The following is a 20,611-nucleotide window of genomic DNA, read 5'->3' on the forward strand; positions in this document are numbered from 1 at the left end:
CAAGTACTAATGAGAATCTGTACTATTCGCGCAAAAAAACCTGCCGGGTCCTATGAAGGCCTGGTTTTCATCGGGGATATACACGTTCATGCGTCGTACTTTAGTTTCTCTCTGCGTCATTCAAGCCATCAGCCAGGCTGCCTGGGCTGATCCGGTTACTGCCGATAAAGCGTCGATCGAGTTGCAGAATATCGACATCCAGGGCGCTGCCGACACCGAGCAAGCGACAGGCCCGGTCCAGGGCTATCGTGCGACCCGTTCTGCCAGTGCCACTCGTACTGACACCTCTTTGCACGAAACGCCGCAGTCGGTCAGCGTTGTCACCCGCGAAGCGGTGGAAGACATCGGCGCGATACGCCTGCAGGATGCGCTCGACTACGCCGGTGGCGTGGGCCGTGCCAACAACTTCGGCGCGCAGGGACTGACGACCTTCACCGTGCGTGGTTTTACCACCGGTGAGTTCTACCGCAATGGCTTCCCGATCAACCGCGGCTATCCGAGCATGCCCGATGCCAACACCATCGAGCGTCTTGAAGTTCTGCGCGGCCCGGCGACCACACTGTATGGCCGTGGCGATCCCGGCGGTACTTTCAACGTGGTGTCCAAGCAGCCGCTGGCGGAAAGAGCCGTTACCCTGGGCACCCAGATCAACGATCAGGGCATGAAGCGCGGCACTCTCGATGCTACCGGCCCGCTGGATGACGAAGGCCGTTTTGCCTATCGTCTGAACGTGGTGGGCGAGGGTGGCGATACCTTTCGCGATCACGTTGAAACCGAGCGTTACGGTATTGCGCCGGTCTTGAGCTGGCAGGTCAACGATGCGACCCGCATCATCTTCGAGGGTGATTTCATGCGCAACAATGCGCCCCTCGACCGTGGTCTGACACGCTATACCAACCAGACGCGCACGGCTTCGCGTGACTCGTTCTTCGGCGAAAAGGACGCGGGCAAGCTGCACACCGACACCAGCATGGCGCAGGTGCGTTTCGAGCATGACCTCAACGACAACTGGAAGCTGGGCGGTGGTTTCCAACTGCTTGATGGCACCATGCAGGGCGATGCAGTCGAGGCCAATGGCATGGGGGCCGATGGGCGTACCCTGGGGCGTAACTACAACTATCGCAAGCTGGAGTGGACCGACCGCGACCTGCAGTTCAACGTGACGGGCAACTTCACTGCCGGTGGCTTCGACCACACACTGTTGGCTGGCGTGGAATATGAGGATTATGACTACAAGTCCATCATCCAGCGCTCCGCGGCAGGTGCGAACGTCTACACCATCGATATCTACGACCCGGTCTACGGTCAGGCACGTCCGGCGTTGACCCGCACCACGACCCATGACAAGGAAAACCTCAAGACCTACGCCGCGTTCCTGCAGGATCAGGTTGCGCTGACCGAGCGTTTGAAATTGCTGGCCGGTGCCCGCTTCGAGCGTTTCGAGCACGACTATGATTCTTATGTCTCCGATGCCGAAGACTTCACCAAGGCCGACAACGCGGTCACTCCTCGTCTGGGTCTGGTCTATGACCTGACCGACACGGTCGCGGTCTATGCCAACACGGCGCGCTCCTTCAAGCCAAACACCGGTGCGAGTCGCCTGGGCGGTGGTTTCAAGGCCGAAGAAGGCAAGTCCTATGAAGTCGGTGTGAAGTGGCAGGCGCTTGATCGTCAGTTGAACGTCGATGCCGCTGTCTATCAGATTGACAAGAAAAACGTCCTGACCAGCGATCCGGTTGATCCGAACTTCAGTGTTGCAGCGGGTGAGGTGCGTAGCCGAGGTTTTGACCTGAACGTGGTCGGCAACCTGACTCCCGAGTGGCGTCTGATGGGTAACTATGCCTATGTGGATGCCGAAGTCACCAAGGACAACTCGCTCAGAAAAGGCACTCGCCTGGCGAATATCCCGGAGCAGAGCTTCAGCCTGTTGAACGTCTATGAGTTCCAGGACGGCTTCTTCAAAGGTCTGGGTGTTGGTGCCGGTGGTCGTTATGTGGCTCAGCGTGAAGGGCGGACGGTCAACGAGTCGTTTGATATGGACAGCTACACGGTTTTCGACCTGCTCAGCTACTACAAGGTCAACGATCGTGTGAAGCTGAATCTTGATGTGAAAAACCTCTTCAACAAAGAGTTTGAAGAAGGGGCTTGGGGCAATGCCTTCGCTTACCCAGGCGCACCGCGCACTGTGCAGGCCGGTATTTCCTACAGCTTGTAAGGCATGAAGTCTTCGCGAGCCTGCTCGCGAAGGCTTCCCTTTACGTCAGGCAAACACTCGAATTGGCGCGCCCGCATGCCAGGCCTGGATATCTTCAATCATCTGACTGAAGAAGGTCCGGTAGTTGTTTTCGGTGACATAACCGATATGCGGGGTCGCCAATACGTTGTCCAGCGTGCGGAACGGATGCTCGGCTGGCAATGGTTCGATATCGAAGACGTCCAGCGCCGCACCGGCAATCCTGCGTTGTTGCAGGGTCGCAATCAGCGCCGCCTCATCGATGATGGGGCCACGCGACGAGTTGACGATATAGGCACTCGGCTTCATACAGGCCAAGGCTTCAGCATCCACCAGCCCGCGACTGCGGTCGCTGAGCACCAGATGCACCGACAGCACGTCGGCCTGCTTGAACAATTCCCGCTTGCTCACATAAGTGACACCCGACTCGGCGGCTGCCTCGGCTGTCAGGTTCTGGCTCCAGGCTATGACGTTCATGCCGAACGCCTGCCCGTAACGGGCAATCCACTTGCCGATGCTGCCCAGCCCCAGAATCCCCAATGTCTTGCCATGCAGATCGCTGCCCAGGCCGACTTGCCATTTGCCTTCGCGCAATGAATTGGCTTCCGCGACCAGATTGCGGGTGATGCCCATGATCAGCGCCCAGGTCAGCTCCGGTGCGGCATGCTTGTAGCTTTCGGTGCCGCAGACTTCGATCCCCAGCCGTTTCGCAGCCTTGATATCAATGGCGGCGTTGCGCATGCCGCCGGTCACCAGCAGCTTGAGGCGTGGCAACTGGCTGAGCAGGGCTTCATCGAACAAGGTGCGTTCGCGCATTACGCAAATGATCTCGAAACCCTGCAGGCGCTGCACCATGGTTGCGGTGTCGGCCGGGAAGTCATGAAGAAAACTCACTTCGCCGATGGGCGCCAGCACTGACCAGTCCACAACGTCGCGAGCAACGTCTTGCCAGTCATCGAGCACTGCAATGGTTGTTTTTGTCATTCGGGGGCTCCAGTGGCCTGGTTTTTCAGTTTGTCAGCCAAACAGGCTGGCAGCGATGTTGATGGAAAACCCAAGGATCGCGGTATTGAACACAAAGCCGATCAGGCTCTGGGCCAGGACGATCCTGCGCATGTTCCGGCTGGCTACGCCTACATCCGAGGTTTGCACGGCGACGCTCAGGGTGAAGGAAAAATACAGGAAGTCCCAGTAATCGGGCCTGGTTTCGCCATCGGCAAAGCGCAGGGCTGGCTCCTTGCCTTTCCATGTATAGAACAGGCGGGCGTAATGCAGGCTGAAGACCACCCCGATCATCAGCCAGGAACTCACGATGGTCATGCCGGTAAAGGCGTAATGCAGCAGGCGCTGGTTGCTGGTCATGTCCTTGCTGCCAGCCAGTTCGAGGAAAATGGCCGCCAGACTGGCCAGGGCTGCAATGCTCACGGTCATCAGGATCACGCCGGCATTCTCGTCCTCGATCATGGCGATTCTTTGGACGTCTTCGGCGTTGCTGCGCAGGGTGTGAGTGAAGATCAGGATCAGGTAAAGCCACACGCCGAGGTTCCAGCCGGTCAGGCAATTGCTGGTAAAGGTGGCGTGAGGATAGAGGAAGACTGAAGCGATGCCGCCAGTCAGGCCCAGTAGCGTAGCCAGGCTCAGGCGTGGGTGAGTACGAGCGATATGCAACATGACGGTCAGTCGCGACAAAATGTTGCACACACCATAGCACGTCATGATCCGGGCAAAAAAACGGCGCGTAAGGGGGTTACGCGCCGGTTGCCATGAGTAGAGAGGGCAAGACTGTTGATCAGGTATAACGGGGTCAGCGCACCAGGCAAGGCTGCTTGTTGTTGAACTCCCAGTTCGGAATCAGGAACTGCATGGCAACTGCGTCGTTGCGTGCGCCCAGGCCCATGCCTTTGTAGAGTTCGTGAGCCTTGTTGAGCTGGTCCACATCCAGCTCGATACCCAGCCCCGGTTTTTTCGGAACCTGCACATGGCCACCGATGATCTGCAATGGCTCTTTGGTCAAGCGCTGGCCGTCCTGCCAGATCCAGTGGGTGTCGATGGCGGTGATATCGCCCGGTGCAGCGGCAGCCACATGGGTGAACATCGCCAGTGAAATATCAAAGTGGTTGTTGGAGTGCGAGCCCCAGGTCAGGCCCCACTCGTTGCACATCTGGGCCACGCGCACCGAACCTTGCATGGTCCAGAAGTGCGGGTCGGCCAGCGGAATGTCGACGGACTGCAACTGGATCGCATGGCCCATTTCACGCCAGTCGGTGGCGATCATGTTGGTGGCGGTCTTCAGGCCCGTGGCGCGGCGGAACTCGGCCATGACTTCACGACCGGAGAAGCCGTTTTCAGCACCGCACGGGTCTTCGGCATAGGCCAGCACATGATGCTGGTCGCGGCACAGACGAATCGCTTCTTTCAATGACCAGGCCCCGTTCGGGTCCAGGGTGATGCGCGCATCGGGGAAACGTTCGGCCAGCGCGGTCACAGCTTCGATTTCCTCGTCACCGCGCAATACGCCGCCCTTGAGCTTGAAATCCTGGAAGCCATAACGGCTGTGAGCGGCTTCTGCAAGGCGCACCACGGCTTCGGGAGTCAGTGCTTTCTCGTGACGGACCCGGAACCAGTCGTTATCGGCATCCGCTTCGCTGCGGTAGGGCAGGTTGGTCTGGTGTTGGTCGCCGACATAAAACAGGTAACCGAGCATTTCCACGGCATCGCGTTGCTGGCCTTCGCCCAGCAGGGCGGCCACGGGTACTTCCAGATGCTGGCCGAGCAAGTCCAGCAAGGCGGCTTCCAGTGCCGTGACGGCGTGAATGGTAATGCGCAGGTCGAAGGTCTGCTGGCCGCGGCCTCCCGAATCGCGTTCGGCAAATGCCTGGCGCACATTGTTGAGAATCTTCTGATAAGTGCCGATGCTGCTGCCGACCACCAGAGAGCGGGCGTCCTCCAGTGTCTGGCGAATGCGCTCGCCGCCGGGTACTTCGCCAACGCCTGTGTTACCGGCGTTGTCCTTGAGAATCACGATATTGCGGGTGAAGTACGGGCCATGCGCGCCGCTGAGGTTGAGCAGCATGTCGTCGTGACCGGCCACCGGCACGACCTGCAGGCTGGTGATGACCGGGGTTTTGCTGGCGGTATGTACGTTCTGAGTGTTCATGGTCTGATCCTGTAAAAATGCTCGTCCGGGCGAGTGATCAATGGCTGGTCGATGTCTGGACGGCGGCAACCGGTGTGGCGCCAGGCTTGGGCTTGTTGCGGGCGGCAAAGACGATGATCGCGGCAATGATCGAAGTTGCGGTCAGGCCATAGAGCCCGCCCTGAATCGAGCCGGTGTTCTGCTCAAGGAGCCCGAAAGTCGTCGGTGCCACGAAGCCGCCCAGGTTGCCCACCGAGTTGATCAGGGCGATGACTGCCGCGGCGATCCGTGCATCCAGATAGGCTTGCGGGATTGGCCAGAACAGTGACGATGCCGACTTGAAGCCCAGTGCAGCGAAGCAGATGGCGACAAAGGCAAAGATCGGGCTGCCGGTGGTGGACAGGAACATCCCGGCGGCTGCGATCAGCAGGGCGGCGGCAACCCAGGCCTGCTGGTTTTTCCATTTGGCCGACAGCGAAGCGAAGGCGTACATGCCGATGATCGACAGCAGCCATGGGATCGAGTTGAAGAAGCCGACCTGGATATCGCTCAGATCGCCCATTTTCTTGATGATGCTGGGCAGCCAGAACGTTGCTGCATAGATCGTCAGCTGAATGAAGAAGTAGATCAGGCAGAACAGAATGATCTGGCTGTCCTTGAGCAGCTTGCCCAGCGACGGCTTGATGGGGGTTGCCGCCTCGCGAGCCAGTTGCTCGTCGTCGATGGCCTTGACCAGGGCGTCCTGTTCTTCACGGGTCAGCCACTTGGCGTCGTGAGGCTTGGAATCCAGCCAGAACCAGACAAAGAAGCACAGCCCTACCGAGAACATGCCTTCGATGAAGTACATCCACTGCCAGCCTTTCATGCCCAGGCCACTGATCTGCAACAGCAGGCCTGAGAGCGGACCGGCAATCAGCGAAGCAATGGCCGAGCCGCTGAGGAAGATGGCAATGGCCTTGCCGCGTTCGGCTCCCGGCAACCAGCGCGTGAAGTAGTAGATCACGCCCGGGAAGAAGCCGGCTTCGGCCACGCCCAGCAGGAAACGCAGGATATAGAAGTGGGTTTCGTTCTGAATGAAAGCCATGCAGGAGGCGACGATGCCCCAGGTGAACATGATGCGTGTCAGCCAGATTCGGGCGCCGACTTTTTGCAGCAGCAGGTTGGACGGTACCTCGAACAACGCATAACCGATGAAGAACAGGCCGGCACCCAGGCCATAGGCCGCAGCACCAATGCCCAGATCATGCTCCATGTGCGAACGCACGAAGCCGATGTTCACTCGGTCGATGTAGTTGACGATAAACATGATGACGAAAAGCGGCAGGACGTGGCGCTTGACTTTGGATATGGCCGAACTCAGGACCGGATCCTTGTGGTCAGCTATCCCGGGATTGGATGTGCTCAAGGTTGAATCTCCCACTCGTTGTTTTTATGCGGGTCTTTGCAAGATGTGTCCCTTGCATTGTCGGTCATCATACAAGTAAAAGTGTGTTGCGCAAGCCCCCTCGTCGCTTGGTCTGAGTCATTTTTTTCGTTCATGGAATGAGTGATGTTCTGGGGGAAGAGTGGAATGTGTCAGGGTTTTTATCGATTTATACCCTTTATTTGTTGGGTTTTATGGTTTTTACGGGATTTTTGATTGTGTCGTGGCGGGTGTTGGTGAAGCGGTTTTGTTGAGTGGGTCGCACAAAAGAATCAGGTGGCGCGAAAGACGGTATTTTCAAGGATATGATTACTTGTCTGACAAGTTAGACAAGTGCCGATCCCTTGGCGAATGGGCACTTCGGGTTCTATCCGGTGTTATGATCTGGCCTATCGCCGACCTTGCATCTGTTGTTTCAGACAAGTGAGAAGGTCAGAAACCCGGTGTTTCAGGACATGATCGCCATGCAAGAACCCAGCATCGCTTCCTCAAAGCGTCGTCAACACAGCCTGGCCACCGATCTGGTCACGGAACTCAGCCAGCGGATTCTGCTGGGCAAGATTGCTCCCGGCCAAAAACTGCCGTCCGAGAACGAGATCGTTCGTGAGCATGGCGTCAGTCGCACCGTGGTGCGTGAAGCGATTTCCAAGTTGCAGGCGTCCGGGCTGGTCGTGACCCATCATGGCGTCGGCACTTTCGTGCTGGAGCGCAGCGACCAGACCGGGCTGCGGCTCAAGGTTGAAACGGTTTCCAGGGTGCGGGACATCATCGAGTTGCGCATCGGTCTGGAAACCCAGGCAGTGGCACTGGCCGCGCTACGGCGCACCGATGAGCAACTGGCGGCGATGCGTCAGGCGCTGGATGACTATCAGGATCTGCTGGCCAACGAAGACAGTTGTGTAGAAGCCGACAAGCGTTTCCACATGCTGATCGCCGAAGCGACAGGCAACCCGTACTTCATTGAAATCATGCAGCACCTGGGCAGCGCGATCATTCCCCGCACACGCATCGCCTCAAGCGAACGCGCCGGTGCCAGCATGGCTCCTCACGGCTATCTGGCCAACCTCGAACATGAAGCCCTGCTCAGTGCCATTCGCCGCAAAGACCCCGATGCAGCAAGGGCTGCAATGTGGACTCACCTGAGCAACAGTCGCGAACGCCTGGTCCCGCTGTAGGAGCAATCGGGCGGCGCTCCGCTCATTCGCGAAGACGGGCATTTCGCGAATGAATTCGCTCCTGCGCCGTCTGCCTTGAGCTACAGACAAGCACCAAACTTGCAGGCACACTCCAGACCTCAATAAATCCAAAAATGTATCCCATGTCTATCCAGTCAAAGCCTTTCCCACAGCAGGTTTCCCTCCATGTTCGCCCTTGATCGAGTGCTGGCTCAGGACATTGTCGACCGGGCCATGGCGATTCTTCCGTACAACGTCAATGTCATGGACTATCTGGGCATCATCATCGGCAGTGGCGATCCCGAGCGTTTGTGTACCCGGCATGAAGGGGCGCAACTGGTACTGGCCAACAGTCGGTTGGTGGAGATCGATTCCCAGGCGGCACTGCATCTGGGTGGCGTCAAACCTGGCGTGAACCTGCCACTGATGCTCGACCACAAACTGGTCGGCGTGCTCGGCATTACGGGGGAGCCGGACGAGGTTCGGGTCTACGGCGAGCTGGTGCGCATGACTGCCGAGATGCTGATGGAGCATCGTCGTCAGCAGGCTGATCGTCAGTGGCGTTTGCAGCGCAGTGAAGACCTGCTGGCCCGGTTACTGTTGCAGGATTGCCCGGAAAGCCTGGTGGATGAAGCCCGACAACTGGGCCTGCAACCTCACTTGCCGCGCCAGGCGGTGTTGATCCGTCTGGCCGAGCAGACTTCCACAGCGAGCCAACTGGTTGCCTGGCTCAATGGTCGCTACGCCGACAGTTGGTGTGTGATGCGCGAGCCGACGCTCTTGTACTGGTGTCGGGCGCAGGGCAAGGATCGGGATGATGCCTTGTTGCTCAAGCAGTTCGACGAACATGGCTGGCCGGTGCTACGCATGGCCACTGCCGAGCCATCGGCCGATCTGCCTGCCTTGCGCCATGCCTGCGTCGCTGCGCAGGATCTGCTGGATTACGCCAGTCAGTCGCGCCCCGATCAACGTCTGCTACGCCTGGGGGCTTATCGCCTGCCGGTGCTGTTCTGGCGTCATCGGCACGACTGGCTGGCTCAGGAAGTCGCCGAGCCGATTGGCCGTTTGCACAATCATGGCCAATTGCTGGAAACCCTGTGCAGCTGGTTCGAGTACAGCGGTGAGAGTCAGGCGTGCGCCGAAGCCTTGGGCATCCATCGCAACAGCCTGCGCTACAGGCTGGAGAAGATTGCCGAGCTTACCGGGTGCGACCCATACAAGACGGATGATTTGTTGCGTTTGTACCTGGGTGTACAAATGACGCCAAGGTCTGGTTGAGCGCGAAGTTTTGTTCAAATGACCGATAACCTTTGAGAATCATTGTGCGAAGGGCAGGCGGAAAATCCATGGCGGAGTGAGAACATCCCTGCATCGGATATGGAGAACAACAATGAAAATCGTCATCGCACCCGACTCTTTCAAGGACAGCCTCAGTGCCCAGGCTGTCGCTACTGCCATTGCCAGCGGCCTCGCCGAAGTCTGGCCGACTGCCGAACTGATCGAATGCCCGATGGCCGACGGTGGCGAAGGCACCATCGAAGCCGTATTGGCCGCCTGCAACGGACAATTGATGAGTGCTGAAGTCCGCGGGCCTCTGGAAAGCCCGGTTCAGGCCCATTGGGGCTGGCTGCCGCACAGCCGCACCGCGATTATCGAAATGGCCATGGCCAGCGGCCTGCAATTACTGACCCTCGAACAACGCAACGCCTGCATCACCACGACTTACGGCACTGGCCAATTGATTGCCGCCGCGCTGGATGCCGGAGCGCAGCGTGTGATCCTGGCCATTGGCGGCAGTGCGACCAACGATGCAGGCACTGGCATGCTATCGGCGCTCGGTGCTCGCTTTCTTGATGGCAACGATCAGCCGCTGGCAGCGGGTGGCCTGGCATTGGCGCAACTGGCTCGCGTCGATCTGAGCGGGTTTGATCCGCGTCTGTCCGATGTACGCTTTGAAATCGCCGCCGATGTGGACAACCCGTTGTGCGGCCCGAACGGTGCGTCGCACATCTTCGGCCCACAGAAAGGCGCATCTCCCGAACAAGTGCTGGCGCTGGATGCTGCGCTGGGGCATTTCGCTGATCTTTCCGTGCAGGCGGTTGGCCAGGATCTGCGTGACAGCCCCGGCAGCGGTGCCGCTGGGGGCATGGGCTTTGCTGCCAAGGCCTATCTCAAGGCTTCATTCCGGGCGGGTGTGGAAGTGGTCGCCGATCTCACCGGCCTCGAACAGTCGCTGGTGGGGGCTGATCTGGTGATTACCGGGGAAGGGCGCTTCGATGCCCAGACCCTGCGCGGCAAGACGCCCTTTGGTGTTGCCAGGGTTGCCGCCCGTCATCATGTGCCGGTAATCGTGCTGGCCGGTACTCTGGGCGAGGGCTATGAGCGCTTGTACGAACACGGTATCAGCGCCGCGTTCGCCCTGGCCAGCGGCCCGATGACCCTGGACGAAGCCTGCCGCAATGCCGCAAGCCTGCTGCATGACCGGGCGCGTGATCTGGCGCGGGTCTGGCGTCTGGCGGGGTCTTGAACTGCATGGTCGGCCTGTGACCGCACAAGTAACACTCAGATCGCTGTCGCGGCCAAGGCCCCTCCCACAGTGGTGGATTGCACCCAGGCAGTTGGGCATTAACCCAGCCGTTGTGTCAGTTGTGGGAGGCAGCTTGCTGGCGACATGGCCTCTTATCACCGTCCTCTGAAACCAGGCGCAGCCGTGCTGTTACGTAACGTCAATTCAAACGGCAGTACGATATGGCGCTGTTCAATGGGCTTCTTTTCAATCAGTGCGATCAGCATCTCGACGGCAGTCTGACCGAACGCTTCGGCAGGCTGGGCGATGGTGGTCAGGGGCGGGTCGCAATAGGCCGCCAGCGGAATGTCGTCGAAGCCTACCAGTGAAAGGTCTTCAGGCACGCGCAAGCCTTGTTCCTTGATGCGTTTCAGTGCGCCGATGGCCATTTCATCGTTTTCGCAGAAGAGCGCGGTGGGCCGTTCGGGTAACTCCAGTATGGCGCTCGCACCGTCATAGCCGGCTTTGAGGCTGAAGTTGCCGTGGCAGATCAGCGTGGGGTCGAAGTCGATGCCGGCCTGTTCCAGTGCATCGAGGTAGCCGGCCACGCGGTCGCGGGTCAGCGGGCTGCTTCTGGGGCCTTTGATCAGGCCGATTCGGCGATGTCCCAAGGCTATCAGGTGCTCGGTCATGGCTTTGGCCGCCGCATGATTATCCAGGCTGATGGTGGGATGGCGGCCATCCCTGATCACTTCGCAGGCGTTGACGATAGGCGGCAAGTCGGCGCTGGAGCAGGGCGTGTCATAAGGATCGTAAGCGCGCAGTTGAATCACGCCATCTGCCTGATGGGCATAAACCAGCTCGGCGAATGTCCGTTCGATTTCTTCGCGTCCCTGGGTGTCGCACAGGAGCAGTCGATAACCGGCAGCCTGGGCGGCCTGCTGAGCGCCGCTGATCACTCGGGCAAAGAAGGTGTTGGCGATGGTCGGCACCAGAATGACCAGATTGGCAGTCTTGCGAGAGCGAAACTGTACCGCCATGAGGTTGGGGCGATAACCGGCCTGTTCCACGGCAGCATTGACCTTGTCGCGAGTCTCGGGGAGCACGCGCTCGGGGGACTTGAGCGTTCGGGACACGGTGGCTACCGAGACGCCTGCCAGGCGGGCCACTTCACGGATATTGGACAAAACCACCTCGTTTCAAGCTGTGTGGCCTGCGAGCTTACCGCAGGTTGGTCGTGTTCAGAAAACTTCCCGGACCCCGATTCGGGGTTTGACACCCGACATGGGAGGGGATAACTTCTCGCCACGATGTAACCGGTTACATTTCTGTAAAATCTGGGCTTGGCCTTGCTTCAAACAGAGAAGGTTCGCGATGAATGCAGCAATTCCAAAAATAAGAATGGGGTTTGTCGGCGGAGGTGAGGGCGCGTTCATTGCCAAGGCTCACCGTCAGGCCGCGGGGCTCGATGGGCGCTATGAGCTGGTGTGCGGCGCGTTCAGCCGGGATGCACAAAACAATCGCAACACAGGCGCGGCGCTGGGTTTGCCAGGGTCACGCTGCTACGACGACTGGCAGCACATGCTCGAAGCCGAGCGTGCGCTACCGGTAGACCAGCGCATGGAGTTGCTGGTGATCGTCACCCCCAATCATCTGCATGCACCCATTGCCAGCCAGGCGCTGAGCGCGGGGTTTCATGTGTTCAGCGAAAAGCCCGCAGCGTTGAATCTGGCCGAGTTGCTGGCCTTGAAAGACGTTGTCGGTCGCAGCAATCGTCTTTATGGCCTGGCCCACACTTATCTGGGTTATCCGATGGTCTGGCAGGCCCGCGAGATGGTGCGCAGCGGCGTGATCGGCGAACTGCGCAAGGTCATTGTCGAGTACCCCCAGGGCTGGCTCAGCCAGGATGTCGCGGGGCAGGGCAACAAGCAGGCCGACTGGCGAGACCGGCCCGAGCAGTCCGGAGCAGGCGGTTGCATTGGCGATATAGGCACCCATGCCTTTTCCCTGGCGGAATTCGTGGCGGGTCAGTCGATTGTGCAGTTGTGCGCGATGCTGGGTGTACACATCGAAGGCCGACAACTGGACGATGATGCCTCGATGCTGTTCAAGATGGCCGAAGGCGCCAGCGGCGTGCTGATTGCCAGTCAGGTCTGCGCCGGTGAAGAGAACCCGCTCAAGATCCGCCTCTACGGCAGCAAGGGTGGTCTGGAATGGCGCCAGGAAGATCCCGCCAGCCTCATTCATCGTTCTCTCGATCAGCCTTTAAGCATCTTGCGTTCGGGCCTCGGCCAGCCCTGGTTGTGCGACGCCGCCAGTCAGCGCATGCGTTTACCCGCAGGACATCCCGAAGGCTATCTAGAAGCCATGGCCAACCTCTATGGTGATTTCGCCACTGCCATTCGTGCCGATATCACCGGCAACGATGCCGCCGGTGTGCCTGGCATCGACGTCGGGTTGCGCGGCATGGCCTTTATCGAAACCGTGATCGCCAGCCATCGCGGCGACGCCAAGTGGACCGGACTGGTCTGCACCCAAGGAGCACAGTCATGAGTCAGGCATCCACACGCTTGCGTGGGCCGGGCATTTTTCTCGCTCAGTTCATCTCCTCGGACGCACCGTTCGACACGCTGGCCAATATTGCCCGCTGGGCTGCGTCCCAGGGTTACAAAGCGATTCAGTTGCCGACGCTCGGCACGCAGTACATCGATCTGGCACGCGCCGCCGAAAGCCAGAGTTATTGCGATGAGTTGAAAGCCGTCTGCGCCGAGGCCGGGGTCGAGATCAGTGAACTGTCGACGCACTTGCAAGGCCAGTTGGTGGCCGTGCATCCGGCCTTCGACACGCTGTTCGATGACTTTGCACCGGCTCACCTGCGCGGGAAGCCACAAGCCCGTACCGAATGGGCAATCGACCAATTGAAGCTGGCCGCACGAGCCAGTCAGCGTCTTGGGCTGACGGCGCACGCGACTTTTTCCGGTGCGTTGTTGTGGCCTTATGTCTATCCCTGGCCGCAACGCCCCAGCGGTCTGGTGGAGCAGGGCTTTGCCGAGCTGGCGAAACGCTGGTTGCCGATCCTCGATTGTTTCGAGGAGGCGGGCGTCGACCTTTGCTACGAGATTCATCCCGGCGAAGACCTGCACGATGGCGCTTCGTTCGAGCGTTTTCTCCAGGCCGTCGATCACCATCCACGGGCGACGATTCTGTATGACCCCAGCCATCTGCTGCTTCAGCAAATGGACTACCTGGGCTTCATCGACCGCTATCACGACCGGATTCGCATGTTCCACGTCAAGGATGCAGAGTTTCGTCCCGACGCCCGCTCCGGTGTTTACGGGGGCTATCAGGGCTGGGTCGAGCGTGCGGGCCGCTTTCGCTCTCTGGGTGATGGACAGATCGATTTCAAATCCATCTTCAGCAAACTGACGCAATACGATTTTTCAGGCTGGGCCGTGCTGGAGTGGGAGTGCTGCCTCAAGGACTCCGTACAGGGTGCCGCTGAAGGTGCCGAATTCATTCGCCAGCACATGATCACCAAGACACAGAAGGCATTCGACGATTTCGCCAGCGTGGCCGCCGATGAGCGATCCAATCGGCGGTTATTGGGGTTGCCCCCCGACGCCTGAACCTACACCTGAACTCAATGCTGTTTACCGCTATAAAAATAAAACGGTGACTGTTATGACCAATATGACTGTGCGTCTTAGCACAATGATGTTCCTGCAGTTCTTTATCTGGGGAGGATGGTTCGTCACTCTGGGTACTTTTCTCTCCACCAGCCTGGATGCCAGCGGCAGCCAGGTCGGGATGGCATTTTCTACACAATCATGGGGCGCGATTATCGCGCCCTTTGTCATCGGCCTGATCGCCGACCGCTATTTCAACGCAGAACGTATCCTTGCCGTGCTGCACCTGCTGGGCGCGGTGTTGTTGTATCAACTGTATCGTGCGCCTGACTTCAGCCAGTTCTATCCGTACCTGCTGGGCTACATGATCATTTACATGCCGACCCTGGCCCTGGTGAACTCGGTGGCGTTCCGGCAGATGAAAGACCCGGCACTGGAATTTGCCCGTATCCGCGTCTGGGGAACCATCGGCTGGATCGTGGCTGGCGTTGTGATCAGCTTTGTATTTGCCTGGGACTCCCAGGCCGCCATTTCGTCCGGTGCTCTGCGTAGCACCTTCCTGATGTCATCCATTGCGTCTCTTGTACTGGGGCTCTACAGCTTTACCTTGCCAGGTACGCCCTCGCAGAAGTCCGACTCGCGCCGTGACGGTTTCAGGCAGTTGCTCGGGCTTGATGCCTTGGGTCTGTTGAAGGACCGCAGTTATCTGGTGTTCTTTATCGCTTCGATCCTGATCTGCATTCCGCTGGCTTTTTATTACCAGAACGCCAATACGTTTCTGGCGGAAATCGGTGTGGCCAACCCCACGGCGAAAATGGCTGTGGGTCAGGTTTCCGAAGTGGTGTTCATGCTGCTATTGCCGCTCTTCATTCACCGCTTCGGTATCAAGATTGCCTTGTTGGTGGGGATGCTGGCCTGGGCGTTGCGTTATCTGCTCTTCGCTTACGGCAATAATGGCGACCTGGCTTTCATGCTCTTCGCGGGCATCGCCTTGCATGGCATCTGTTATGACTTCTTCTTTGTCTCGGGCCAGATCTATACCGACGCCAAAGCCTCGGAACGCTTCAGAAGTTCTGCCCAAGGGCTTATTACCCTGGCCACCTACGGCGTGGGAATGCTGATCGGCTTCTGGGTTGCCGGGCATGTCTCCGATTATTACGCAGGCCCCGAGGGGCATCTATGGCGCAGCATCTGGTTATTCCCTGCGACCTTTTCACTCGGTGTCGTGCTGGTCTTTCTGCTGGCGTTCCGCGATTCGCGACCTGCCGGTATTGCGCTTTCCAAGTCGTGAATATACCAATAACCAATAAAGGAAGTTGCCATGGGTTTCATGAAGTCTGCCGCACTGTCTGCACTATTTATCGGGGTCGTATCTGGAGGAAACGCAGCGATGGCTGCGCCGCCTTCAAGTGCAACCAGCCCGATTGCCCTGCAAATGTATACGCTGCGCAATGCCGGTACGCTTGAGCAGCAATTGGCGATGGCAAAAAGTGCAGGGTTTCGCTCGGTCGAGGTCGTGGGCAATCAGGGCGTTACTGCCAATGAGCTCAAGTTCCTGCTGGACAAGTATCAGTTGAATGTCGTTTCTTCCCACGAACAGCTGGCGACCTTGCGCAACAATCTTCCCGCTACCATTGCCTTCAACCAGACCATTGGCAATAAGGTTCTGGTACTGCCCTGGCTTGATCCGGCCGACCGGCCAACCGATGCTGCTGGCTGGCGCAAGCTGGGTGGGGAGCTGGATCGTCTGGGTGCCAGGCTGCGCGAGTACGGCATGAAGCTGGCATACCATAACCACGACTTTGAAATGAAAAAGTACCAGGGCAAAACCGCCTTTGAGTGGCTGGTCAGTTCTACAAGGCCCGAGAACCTTTTGCTTGAAGTCGATGTGGCCTGGATTTATCGCGGCGGCCACGATCCGGCGCGTTTTATCAGACAATATGCCGGCCGACTGTTTGCCATCCATGCCAAGGACAACTCCGGCATCGGGGTGCGTGACGACGAAATGAATTTCGCACCCTTGGGAGAAGGGTTATTGAGCTGGAAAGAAATCATTCCCGCTTATGAGCGCACCGATAGACCTCTCTATATCGTCGAACATGATCTGCCAAAGGACCCGGCAGCGATCATCACGACCGCAAGACAAAACCTGCTTGCCGAGTTGGCTGCTGAGCGGGCTTCCAGCAAGTGAAGGTATAAAACCGGGGCGGAGTCTGTGGGCGACAGGCTCCGTCGCAACAATGTCATTGACGTAAAGAGTGTTGTGGCTGTTTGAAAAATGATGTCGCCCGGCTCTCAAGAAGCGTCATGGCACGTCGATATGTTAGGTGGTTGTCTGACAACGCTGCTGCAAAACTGCCTTTCAAAATATAAGAGTCCTCGCCATGAACTTACGCAAATTGACTATCGCTCGCCGTGCGGGCCTGGGTTTTACCCTGATTTCCCTGCTGGTTGCGTTGTTGGGTTGGTTCGCGCTGGTGCAGATGTCTGCGATTCGCCAAAGCGAGATCGCGGTTGAGACCAATTGGCTGCCTAGCATGCGCGTAGTCAACGACATTCGTGAAACCATGCTGCGTATTCGTACGATTTCCCTGCGTATGGCTCTGGACCCGGACCCGAAGAATATTCCTACCTATCGCAGTCAGATGGACGTGCGTAATCAGGATCTGGCCAAGAAGCTCGATATCCTCGACAAGTTTGTCGATACCCCGGAAGAAAAGACCCTCGCCGACCAGTTCCGCGTCAGCCTGGCTGAATATCAGAAAGCTCTGGAGCGCTCATTTGTGCTCGCTGGCCAGAATGACAGCGCCGGCTTGAACAAGCTGCTGCTGGTCGATATGAAAACCATTGTCGATGGCTCGGGCAAACAACTGAGCGACATGGGGGAGTTCTACAACCAGAAGGTCGATGCCGAAGGCAAGGCCGCCGAGATTCAATATGACCAGTCACGCAATATCGTGATTGCGTTCGTGATCCTTGCCGCTCTGGGCACTATTGGTCTGGCTCTGTTGCTGACCCGCAGTATCGTCAGGCCGCTGGAGAGTGCAGTGTCTGCCGCCGAACATGTGGCCAAGGGTGATCTGACCCATGACATCGTGGTTGATGGCAGCGATGAAGTCACTCGCCTGCTGCGTGCGCTGGAGCAGATGCAAGCCAACCTGCGTCTGGCCATGCGCAATATCAGCAGCTCCGCCACTCAGTTGGCATCCGCTGCTACCGAACTCAACTCGGTCACTGAAGACAGCTATCGCGGCCTGAATCAACAGAACGCCGAGATCGATCAGGCGGCTACGGCCATCAACGAAATGACCTCTGCTGTCGAAGAAGTGGCACGCAACGCGGTGTCCACCTCCGATGCTTCCAACCATTCCAGTACCTCGGCCAAGGCCGGCCAGGCGAGGGTGATCGAGACCGTTCAGTCGATCCAGACCCTGACCACCAACGTGCAGGCCACTTCGGCACTGGTCCAGAACCTGGCCGATCAGTCTCAAGACATCGGCAAGGTGCTGGATGTGATCCGCTCCATCGCCGAGCAGACCAACCTGCTGGCGCTCAACGCGGCCATCGAAGCTGCGCGGGCCGGTGAGTCCGGTCGTGGTTTCGCGGTGGTGGCTGATGAGGTGCGGGCACTGGCTCATCGTACCCAGCAGTCGACCCTGGAAATTGACACCATGGTCAGCGCCATGCGTAATGGTTCGGCACAGGCCCTGGAGTCGATGATGACCAGCCGCGACCGTGCAGATTCCACGCTGTCGCTGGCTCAAGGTGCGGGTGAGTCCCTGAGCGAAATCACTTCGTCGATCAATCAGATCTCCGAACGCAACCTGGTGATCGCCAGCGCTGCTGAAGAACAGGCCCAGGTGGCCCGTGAAGTGGACCGCAATATTGTCAATATCCGCGACCTGTCCATGCAGTCGACTCAGGGCGCGAACCAGATCAGCGCCTCCAGCCATGAGCTGTCGCGCCTGGCTGCCGACCTGAATCAGGTCGTGTCCAACTTCAAGGTCTGAAGCAGAACCTTTACAGGTCCGCTTGCCGCTGACCGACCGTGGCGCGCATGATTGCCCACGGTCGGAAAGACCACCGGTAAATTTCTTATCGTTGGAGGCGGCATCGCGTCATGGACAATAACAACTACAACTTCAGCAGTTGGCTGCTTTCGCAACGTCATCATCAATGGCTGGCGCAGGAAGGTACTCGCCTGCTGACCTTCGCCAAGGCCTCGAAGCTGGAAAACGGCTTCGGCAGCCTTGATGGCTATGGTCGGCTCATGGTCGGCGCCACGGCCCAGACCATGAACACCGCCCGCATGACCCACAGTTTCGCCATGGCCCACGTTCAGGGTATTCCCGGCTGCGCTGCGCTGGTGGATCATGGCATCGCAGCCCTCAGCGGCCCCTTGCGTGATGCCGAGCACGGTGGCTGGTTCAGCGCTGCGCTGGAAGAGGGCGGCAAGACGGACAAACAGGCGTACCTGCATGCCTTTGTCGCCCTGGCTGCCAGCTCGGCAGTGGTGGCGGGGCGCGAAGGCGCACAAGCGCTGCTGTCCGATGCGATCCAGGTTATCAAGACCCGTTTCTGGAGCGACGAAGAAGGTGCCATGCGCGAGTCCTTTGCCCGGGACTGGCAGAGCGAAGAAGCCTATCGTGGCGCCAACAGCAATATGCACAGCACCGAAGCTTTCCTGGCCCTGGCGGACGTCACCGGTGACGTGCAATGGCTCGATCGGGCGCTGAGTATCGTCGAGCGCATCATCCACCAGCATGCAGCGACCAATGGCTTCACGGTCGTCGAGCATTTCAGCCAGTCCTGGCAGCCTTTGCCCGACTACAACCGCGACAATCCCGCAGACGGTTTCCGGCCTTTCGGCACCACGCCGGGGCATGCCTTCGAGTGGGCGCGTCTGGTCCTGCATCTGGAGGCCGCACTCAAGCGCGCAGGCCGTGCGACACCGGACTGGCTGCTGAGCGATGCCCGCCAGTTGTTTGCCAATGCCTGTCAACATGGCTGGGATGTCGATGGCGCGCCGGGCATTGTCTACACCCTGGACTGGGAAAACCGCCCGGTCGTGCGTCATCGTCTGCACTGGACTCATTGCGAAGCGGCGGCCGCAGCTGCCGCGTTGCTGCAACGCACCGGCGAAAAACACTACGAGGATTGGTACCGCCGCTTCTGGGAGTTCAACGAAACCCTGTTCATCGACCATGAACACGGTAGCTGGCGTCATGAACTCAACGAACAGAATGTGCCCAGCGCGGACATCTGGCCGGGCAAGCCGGACCTGTATCACGCCTATCAGGCCACTCTGCTGCCGGTATTGCCCCTGGCGCCAAGCCTGGCCAGTGCGCTGTCGGGCATAGGCTGACCGGCGTCAGTGCGCCGGCAGACGCTTGTCGGTCAGGCGGATGATCTGGCGGGCCAGGAAACTGCCGGTCAGGATCACCCCGAACAGGCGCAGGGTCTGCATCGCCAGTACAAAGCCAACGTCGGCGTGGGTGTCGATGGCAATGATCGCCATCGCATCCAGGCCGCCGGGGCTGGTGGCCAGGTAGACCGAGAGGTAGTCCTTGCCCAGCATTGCTGCAATCAACCAGGCTGAAAGGGCGCACAGCACGATCAGCAGCATCGAGGCGAAGATCATCATTGGCAGGCGTCGCCAGACGTAGCTGATGGTGTCTCGGTCAAAGCGCAAGCCGATGTAGCAACCAATGGCGCCATACCCCATGGCCAGCAGCCAGGTGGGTATGGTGATCTGCAGCAGGCCGCTCAATTGCAGGGCACCGCCGAGCACCAGCGGCACCAGCAAGGCGCCGGCCGGCATTCTAGAACCCAGCAGCACACCGATCACGATGACCCCGAGGCTCAGCCCAAGGTCCAGCATGTTCATGCCTTGCAGCACCACTTCGCTACTGTGCAGATCGGCGCCGCTGTCAGGCGCGCCCATGAAGCGGCTGACCAGTGACCCGACCACCACGACACACACGACGCGCACATATTGCATGGTGGCGACCACCCGTGAGTCGGCGCCATAGTCCTCGGACATGGCCACCATCGCCGATGCCGCGCCCGGCGAGGTTCCCCAGGCGGCCGTGTTGCTGGGGATGCCGGCAAAGCGCACCAGCACCAGCCCGACTACTGCGCTGAGTATGACGGTCAGGAGCGTGGCGAATAACATCACATGCCAGGACTGCATGGCGGTGATCAGCACGCCCATGGTCATGGCATGGGCGATCAACACACCCACCGCGCCCTGGCCCAGTTGAAAGAGCTTTTTATTCATGCGAATGGTTGCGCCCGAGACGCCGAAGCCAATGGCTACCAGCATCGGCCCCAGAAACAGTGCTGCGGGAACATTCAGGAATTTGAGGAGTTGCCCGAAGGTGCCTGCAATCAGCAGCAGGCTTGCCCATTGGGCCAGAGGAGACAGCGTGGATAACGACAGGCTTGAAGCACGTGGCAAGGAGGTTCTCCCAGACTTTGGCTGGCCGGTCAGGAACTGATCGGACAGGGAG

Annotated in this window: 16 protein-coding genes and 1 pseudogene; 11 read left to right on the forward strand and 6 right to left on the reverse strand. The window is 59.0% G+C overall.

Annotated elements, in window-relative coordinates:
- The first annotated feature begins 88 nt into the window (after nt 1-88).
- Nucleotides 89-2,215 (forward strand): TonB-dependent siderophore receptor, encoded by a 2,127-nt coding sequence (locus Q6A51_RS00800; protein WP_304573886.1) that lies wholly within the window; start codon nt 89-91, stop codon nt 2,213-2,215.
- Nucleotides 2,216-2,260: 45 nt separating this feature from the next.
- On the opposite strand, the gene Q6A51_RS00805 is transcribed toward Q6A51_RS00800, so the two are convergent.
- The 4 genes from Q6A51_RS00805 to Q6A51_RS00820 all read right to left on the reverse strand — a co-directional run bounded on the left by Q6A51_RS00805 (nt 2,261) and on the right by Q6A51_RS00820 (nt 6,753).
- Nucleotides 2,261-3,217 (reverse strand): D-2-hydroxyacid dehydrogenase family protein, encoded by a 957-nt coding sequence (locus Q6A51_RS00805; RefSeq protein ID WP_304573887.1) that lies wholly within the window; start codon nt 3,215-3,217, stop codon nt 2,261-2,263.
- A 33-nt stretch (nt 3,218-3,250) separates the two neighbouring features.
- The gene (locus Q6A51_RS00810) at nt 3,251-3,904 is read right to left on the reverse strand and encodes a DUF1345 domain-containing protein (protein ID WP_304573888.1); all 654 of its coding nucleotides are present in this window, start codon (nt 3,902-3,904) and stop codon (nt 3,251-3,253) included.
- A gap of 133 nt (nt 3,905-4,037) precedes the next feature.
- On the reverse strand, nt 4,038-5,390 hold the full coding sequence (gudD, locus tag Q6A51_RS00815; RefSeq protein WP_201017713.1) for a glucarate dehydratase: 1,353 nt from the start codon (nt 5,388-5,390) through the stop codon (nt 4,038-4,040).
- 37 nt (nt 5,391-5,427) lie between these two features.
- Nucleotides 5,428-6,753, reverse strand: a complete 1,326-nt coding sequence (locus Q6A51_RS00820) for an MFS transporter (protein WP_304574094.1) — start codon at nt 6,751-6,753, stop codon at nt 5,428-5,430.
- 503 nt (nt 6,754-7,256) lie between these two features.
- Between Q6A51_RS00820 and Q6A51_RS00825 the strand changes: the two genes are divergently transcribed.
- The 3 genes from Q6A51_RS00825 to Q6A51_RS00835 all read left to right on the forward strand — a co-directional run bounded on the left by Q6A51_RS00825 (nt 7,257) and on the right by Q6A51_RS00835 (nt 10,494).
- Complete coding sequence (locus tag Q6A51_RS00825; RefSeq protein WP_025259616.1) at nt 7,257-7,967, forward strand: FadR/GntR family transcriptional regulator; 711 nt, start codon at nt 7,257-7,259, stop codon at nt 7,965-7,967.
- A gap of 186 nt (nt 7,968-8,153) precedes the next feature.
- Nucleotides 8,154-9,245 (forward strand): sugar diacid recognition domain-containing protein, encoded by a 1,092-nt coding sequence (locus tag Q6A51_RS00830; RefSeq protein WP_304573889.1) that lies wholly within the window; start codon nt 8,154-8,156, stop codon nt 9,243-9,245.
- A 112-nt stretch (nt 9,246-9,357) separates the two neighbouring features.
- Nucleotides 9,358-10,494, forward strand: a complete 1,137-nt coding sequence (locus Q6A51_RS00835) for a glycerate kinase (protein ID WP_304573890.1) — start codon at nt 9,358-9,360, stop codon at nt 10,492-10,494.
- 155 nt (nt 10,495-10,649) lie between these two features.
- On the opposite strand, the gene Q6A51_RS00840 is transcribed toward Q6A51_RS00835, so the two are convergent.
- A complete protein-coding gene (locus Q6A51_RS00840) occupies nt 10,650-11,660 on the reverse strand; it encodes a LacI family DNA-binding transcriptional regulator (protein WP_201003090.1) in 1,011 nt (336 codons plus the stop codon).
- A gap of 187 nt (nt 11,661-11,847) precedes the next feature.
- Here Q6A51_RS00840 and Q6A51_RS00845 point away from each other — a divergent pair, with 187 nt between their 5' ends.
- The 7 genes and pseudogenes from Q6A51_RS00845 (at nt 11,848) to Q6A51_RS00870 (ending at nt 19,464) form a co-directional block, all read left to right on the forward strand.
- Nucleotides 11,848-13,026, forward strand: a complete 1,179-nt coding sequence (locus Q6A51_RS00845; RefSeq protein ID WP_304573891.1) for a Gfo/Idh/MocA family protein — start codon at nt 11,848-11,850, stop codon at nt 13,024-13,026.
- Nucleotides 13,023-14,099, forward strand: a complete 1,077-nt coding sequence (locus Q6A51_RS00850; RefSeq protein WP_304573892.1) for a sugar phosphate isomerase/epimerase family protein — start codon at nt 13,023-13,025, stop codon at nt 14,097-14,099. The genes Q6A51_RS00845 and Q6A51_RS00850 overlap by 4 nt, the downstream gene beginning before the upstream one ends.
- Before the next feature lie 55 nt (nt 14,100-14,154).
- Nucleotides 14,155-15,390, forward strand: a complete 1,236-nt coding sequence (locus Q6A51_RS00855) for an MFS transporter (protein ID WP_201017706.1) — start codon at nt 14,155-14,157, stop codon at nt 15,388-15,390.
- A 30-nt stretch (nt 15,391-15,420) separates the two neighbouring features.
- On the forward strand, nt 15,421-16,290 hold the full coding sequence (locus Q6A51_RS00860; RefSeq protein ID WP_304573893.1) for a sugar phosphate isomerase/epimerase family protein: 870 nt from the start codon (nt 15,421-15,423) through the stop codon (nt 16,288-16,290).
- Nucleotides 16,291-16,483: 193 nt separating this feature from the next.
- Nucleotides 16,484-17,251 (forward strand): annotated as a pseudogene (locus Q6A51_RS27370) (MCP four helix bundle domain-containing protein); the annotation flags it as partial.
- An 18-nt stretch (nt 17,252-17,269) separates the two neighbouring features.
- Entirely contained in the window at nt 17,270-18,109 is an 840-nt protein-coding gene (locus Q6A51_RS27375; protein ID WP_405046113.1) for a methyl-accepting chemotaxis protein, read from the forward strand.
- A gap of 110 nt (nt 18,110-18,219) precedes the next feature.
- Nucleotides 18,220-19,464, forward strand: coding sequence for a D-mannose isomerase (locus Q6A51_RS00870; protein ID WP_304573895.1), 1,245 nt, complete (start codon nt 18,220-18,222; stop codon nt 19,462-19,464).
- A 6-nt stretch (nt 19,465-19,470) separates the two neighbouring features.
- Here Q6A51_RS00870 and Q6A51_RS00875 read toward each other — a convergent pair whose 3' ends face one another.
- Entirely contained in the window at nt 19,471-20,559 is a 1,089-nt protein-coding gene (locus Q6A51_RS00875; RefSeq protein ID WP_304574095.1) for an AbrB family transcriptional regulator, read from the reverse strand.
- Nucleotides 20,560-20,611: the final 52 nt, after the last annotated feature.

The organism is Pseudomonas serbiensis (assembly GCF_030580745.1).
GTDB lineage: Bacteria > Pseudomonadota > Gammaproteobacteria > Pseudomonadales > Pseudomonadaceae > Aquipseudomonas > Aquipseudomonas serbiensis.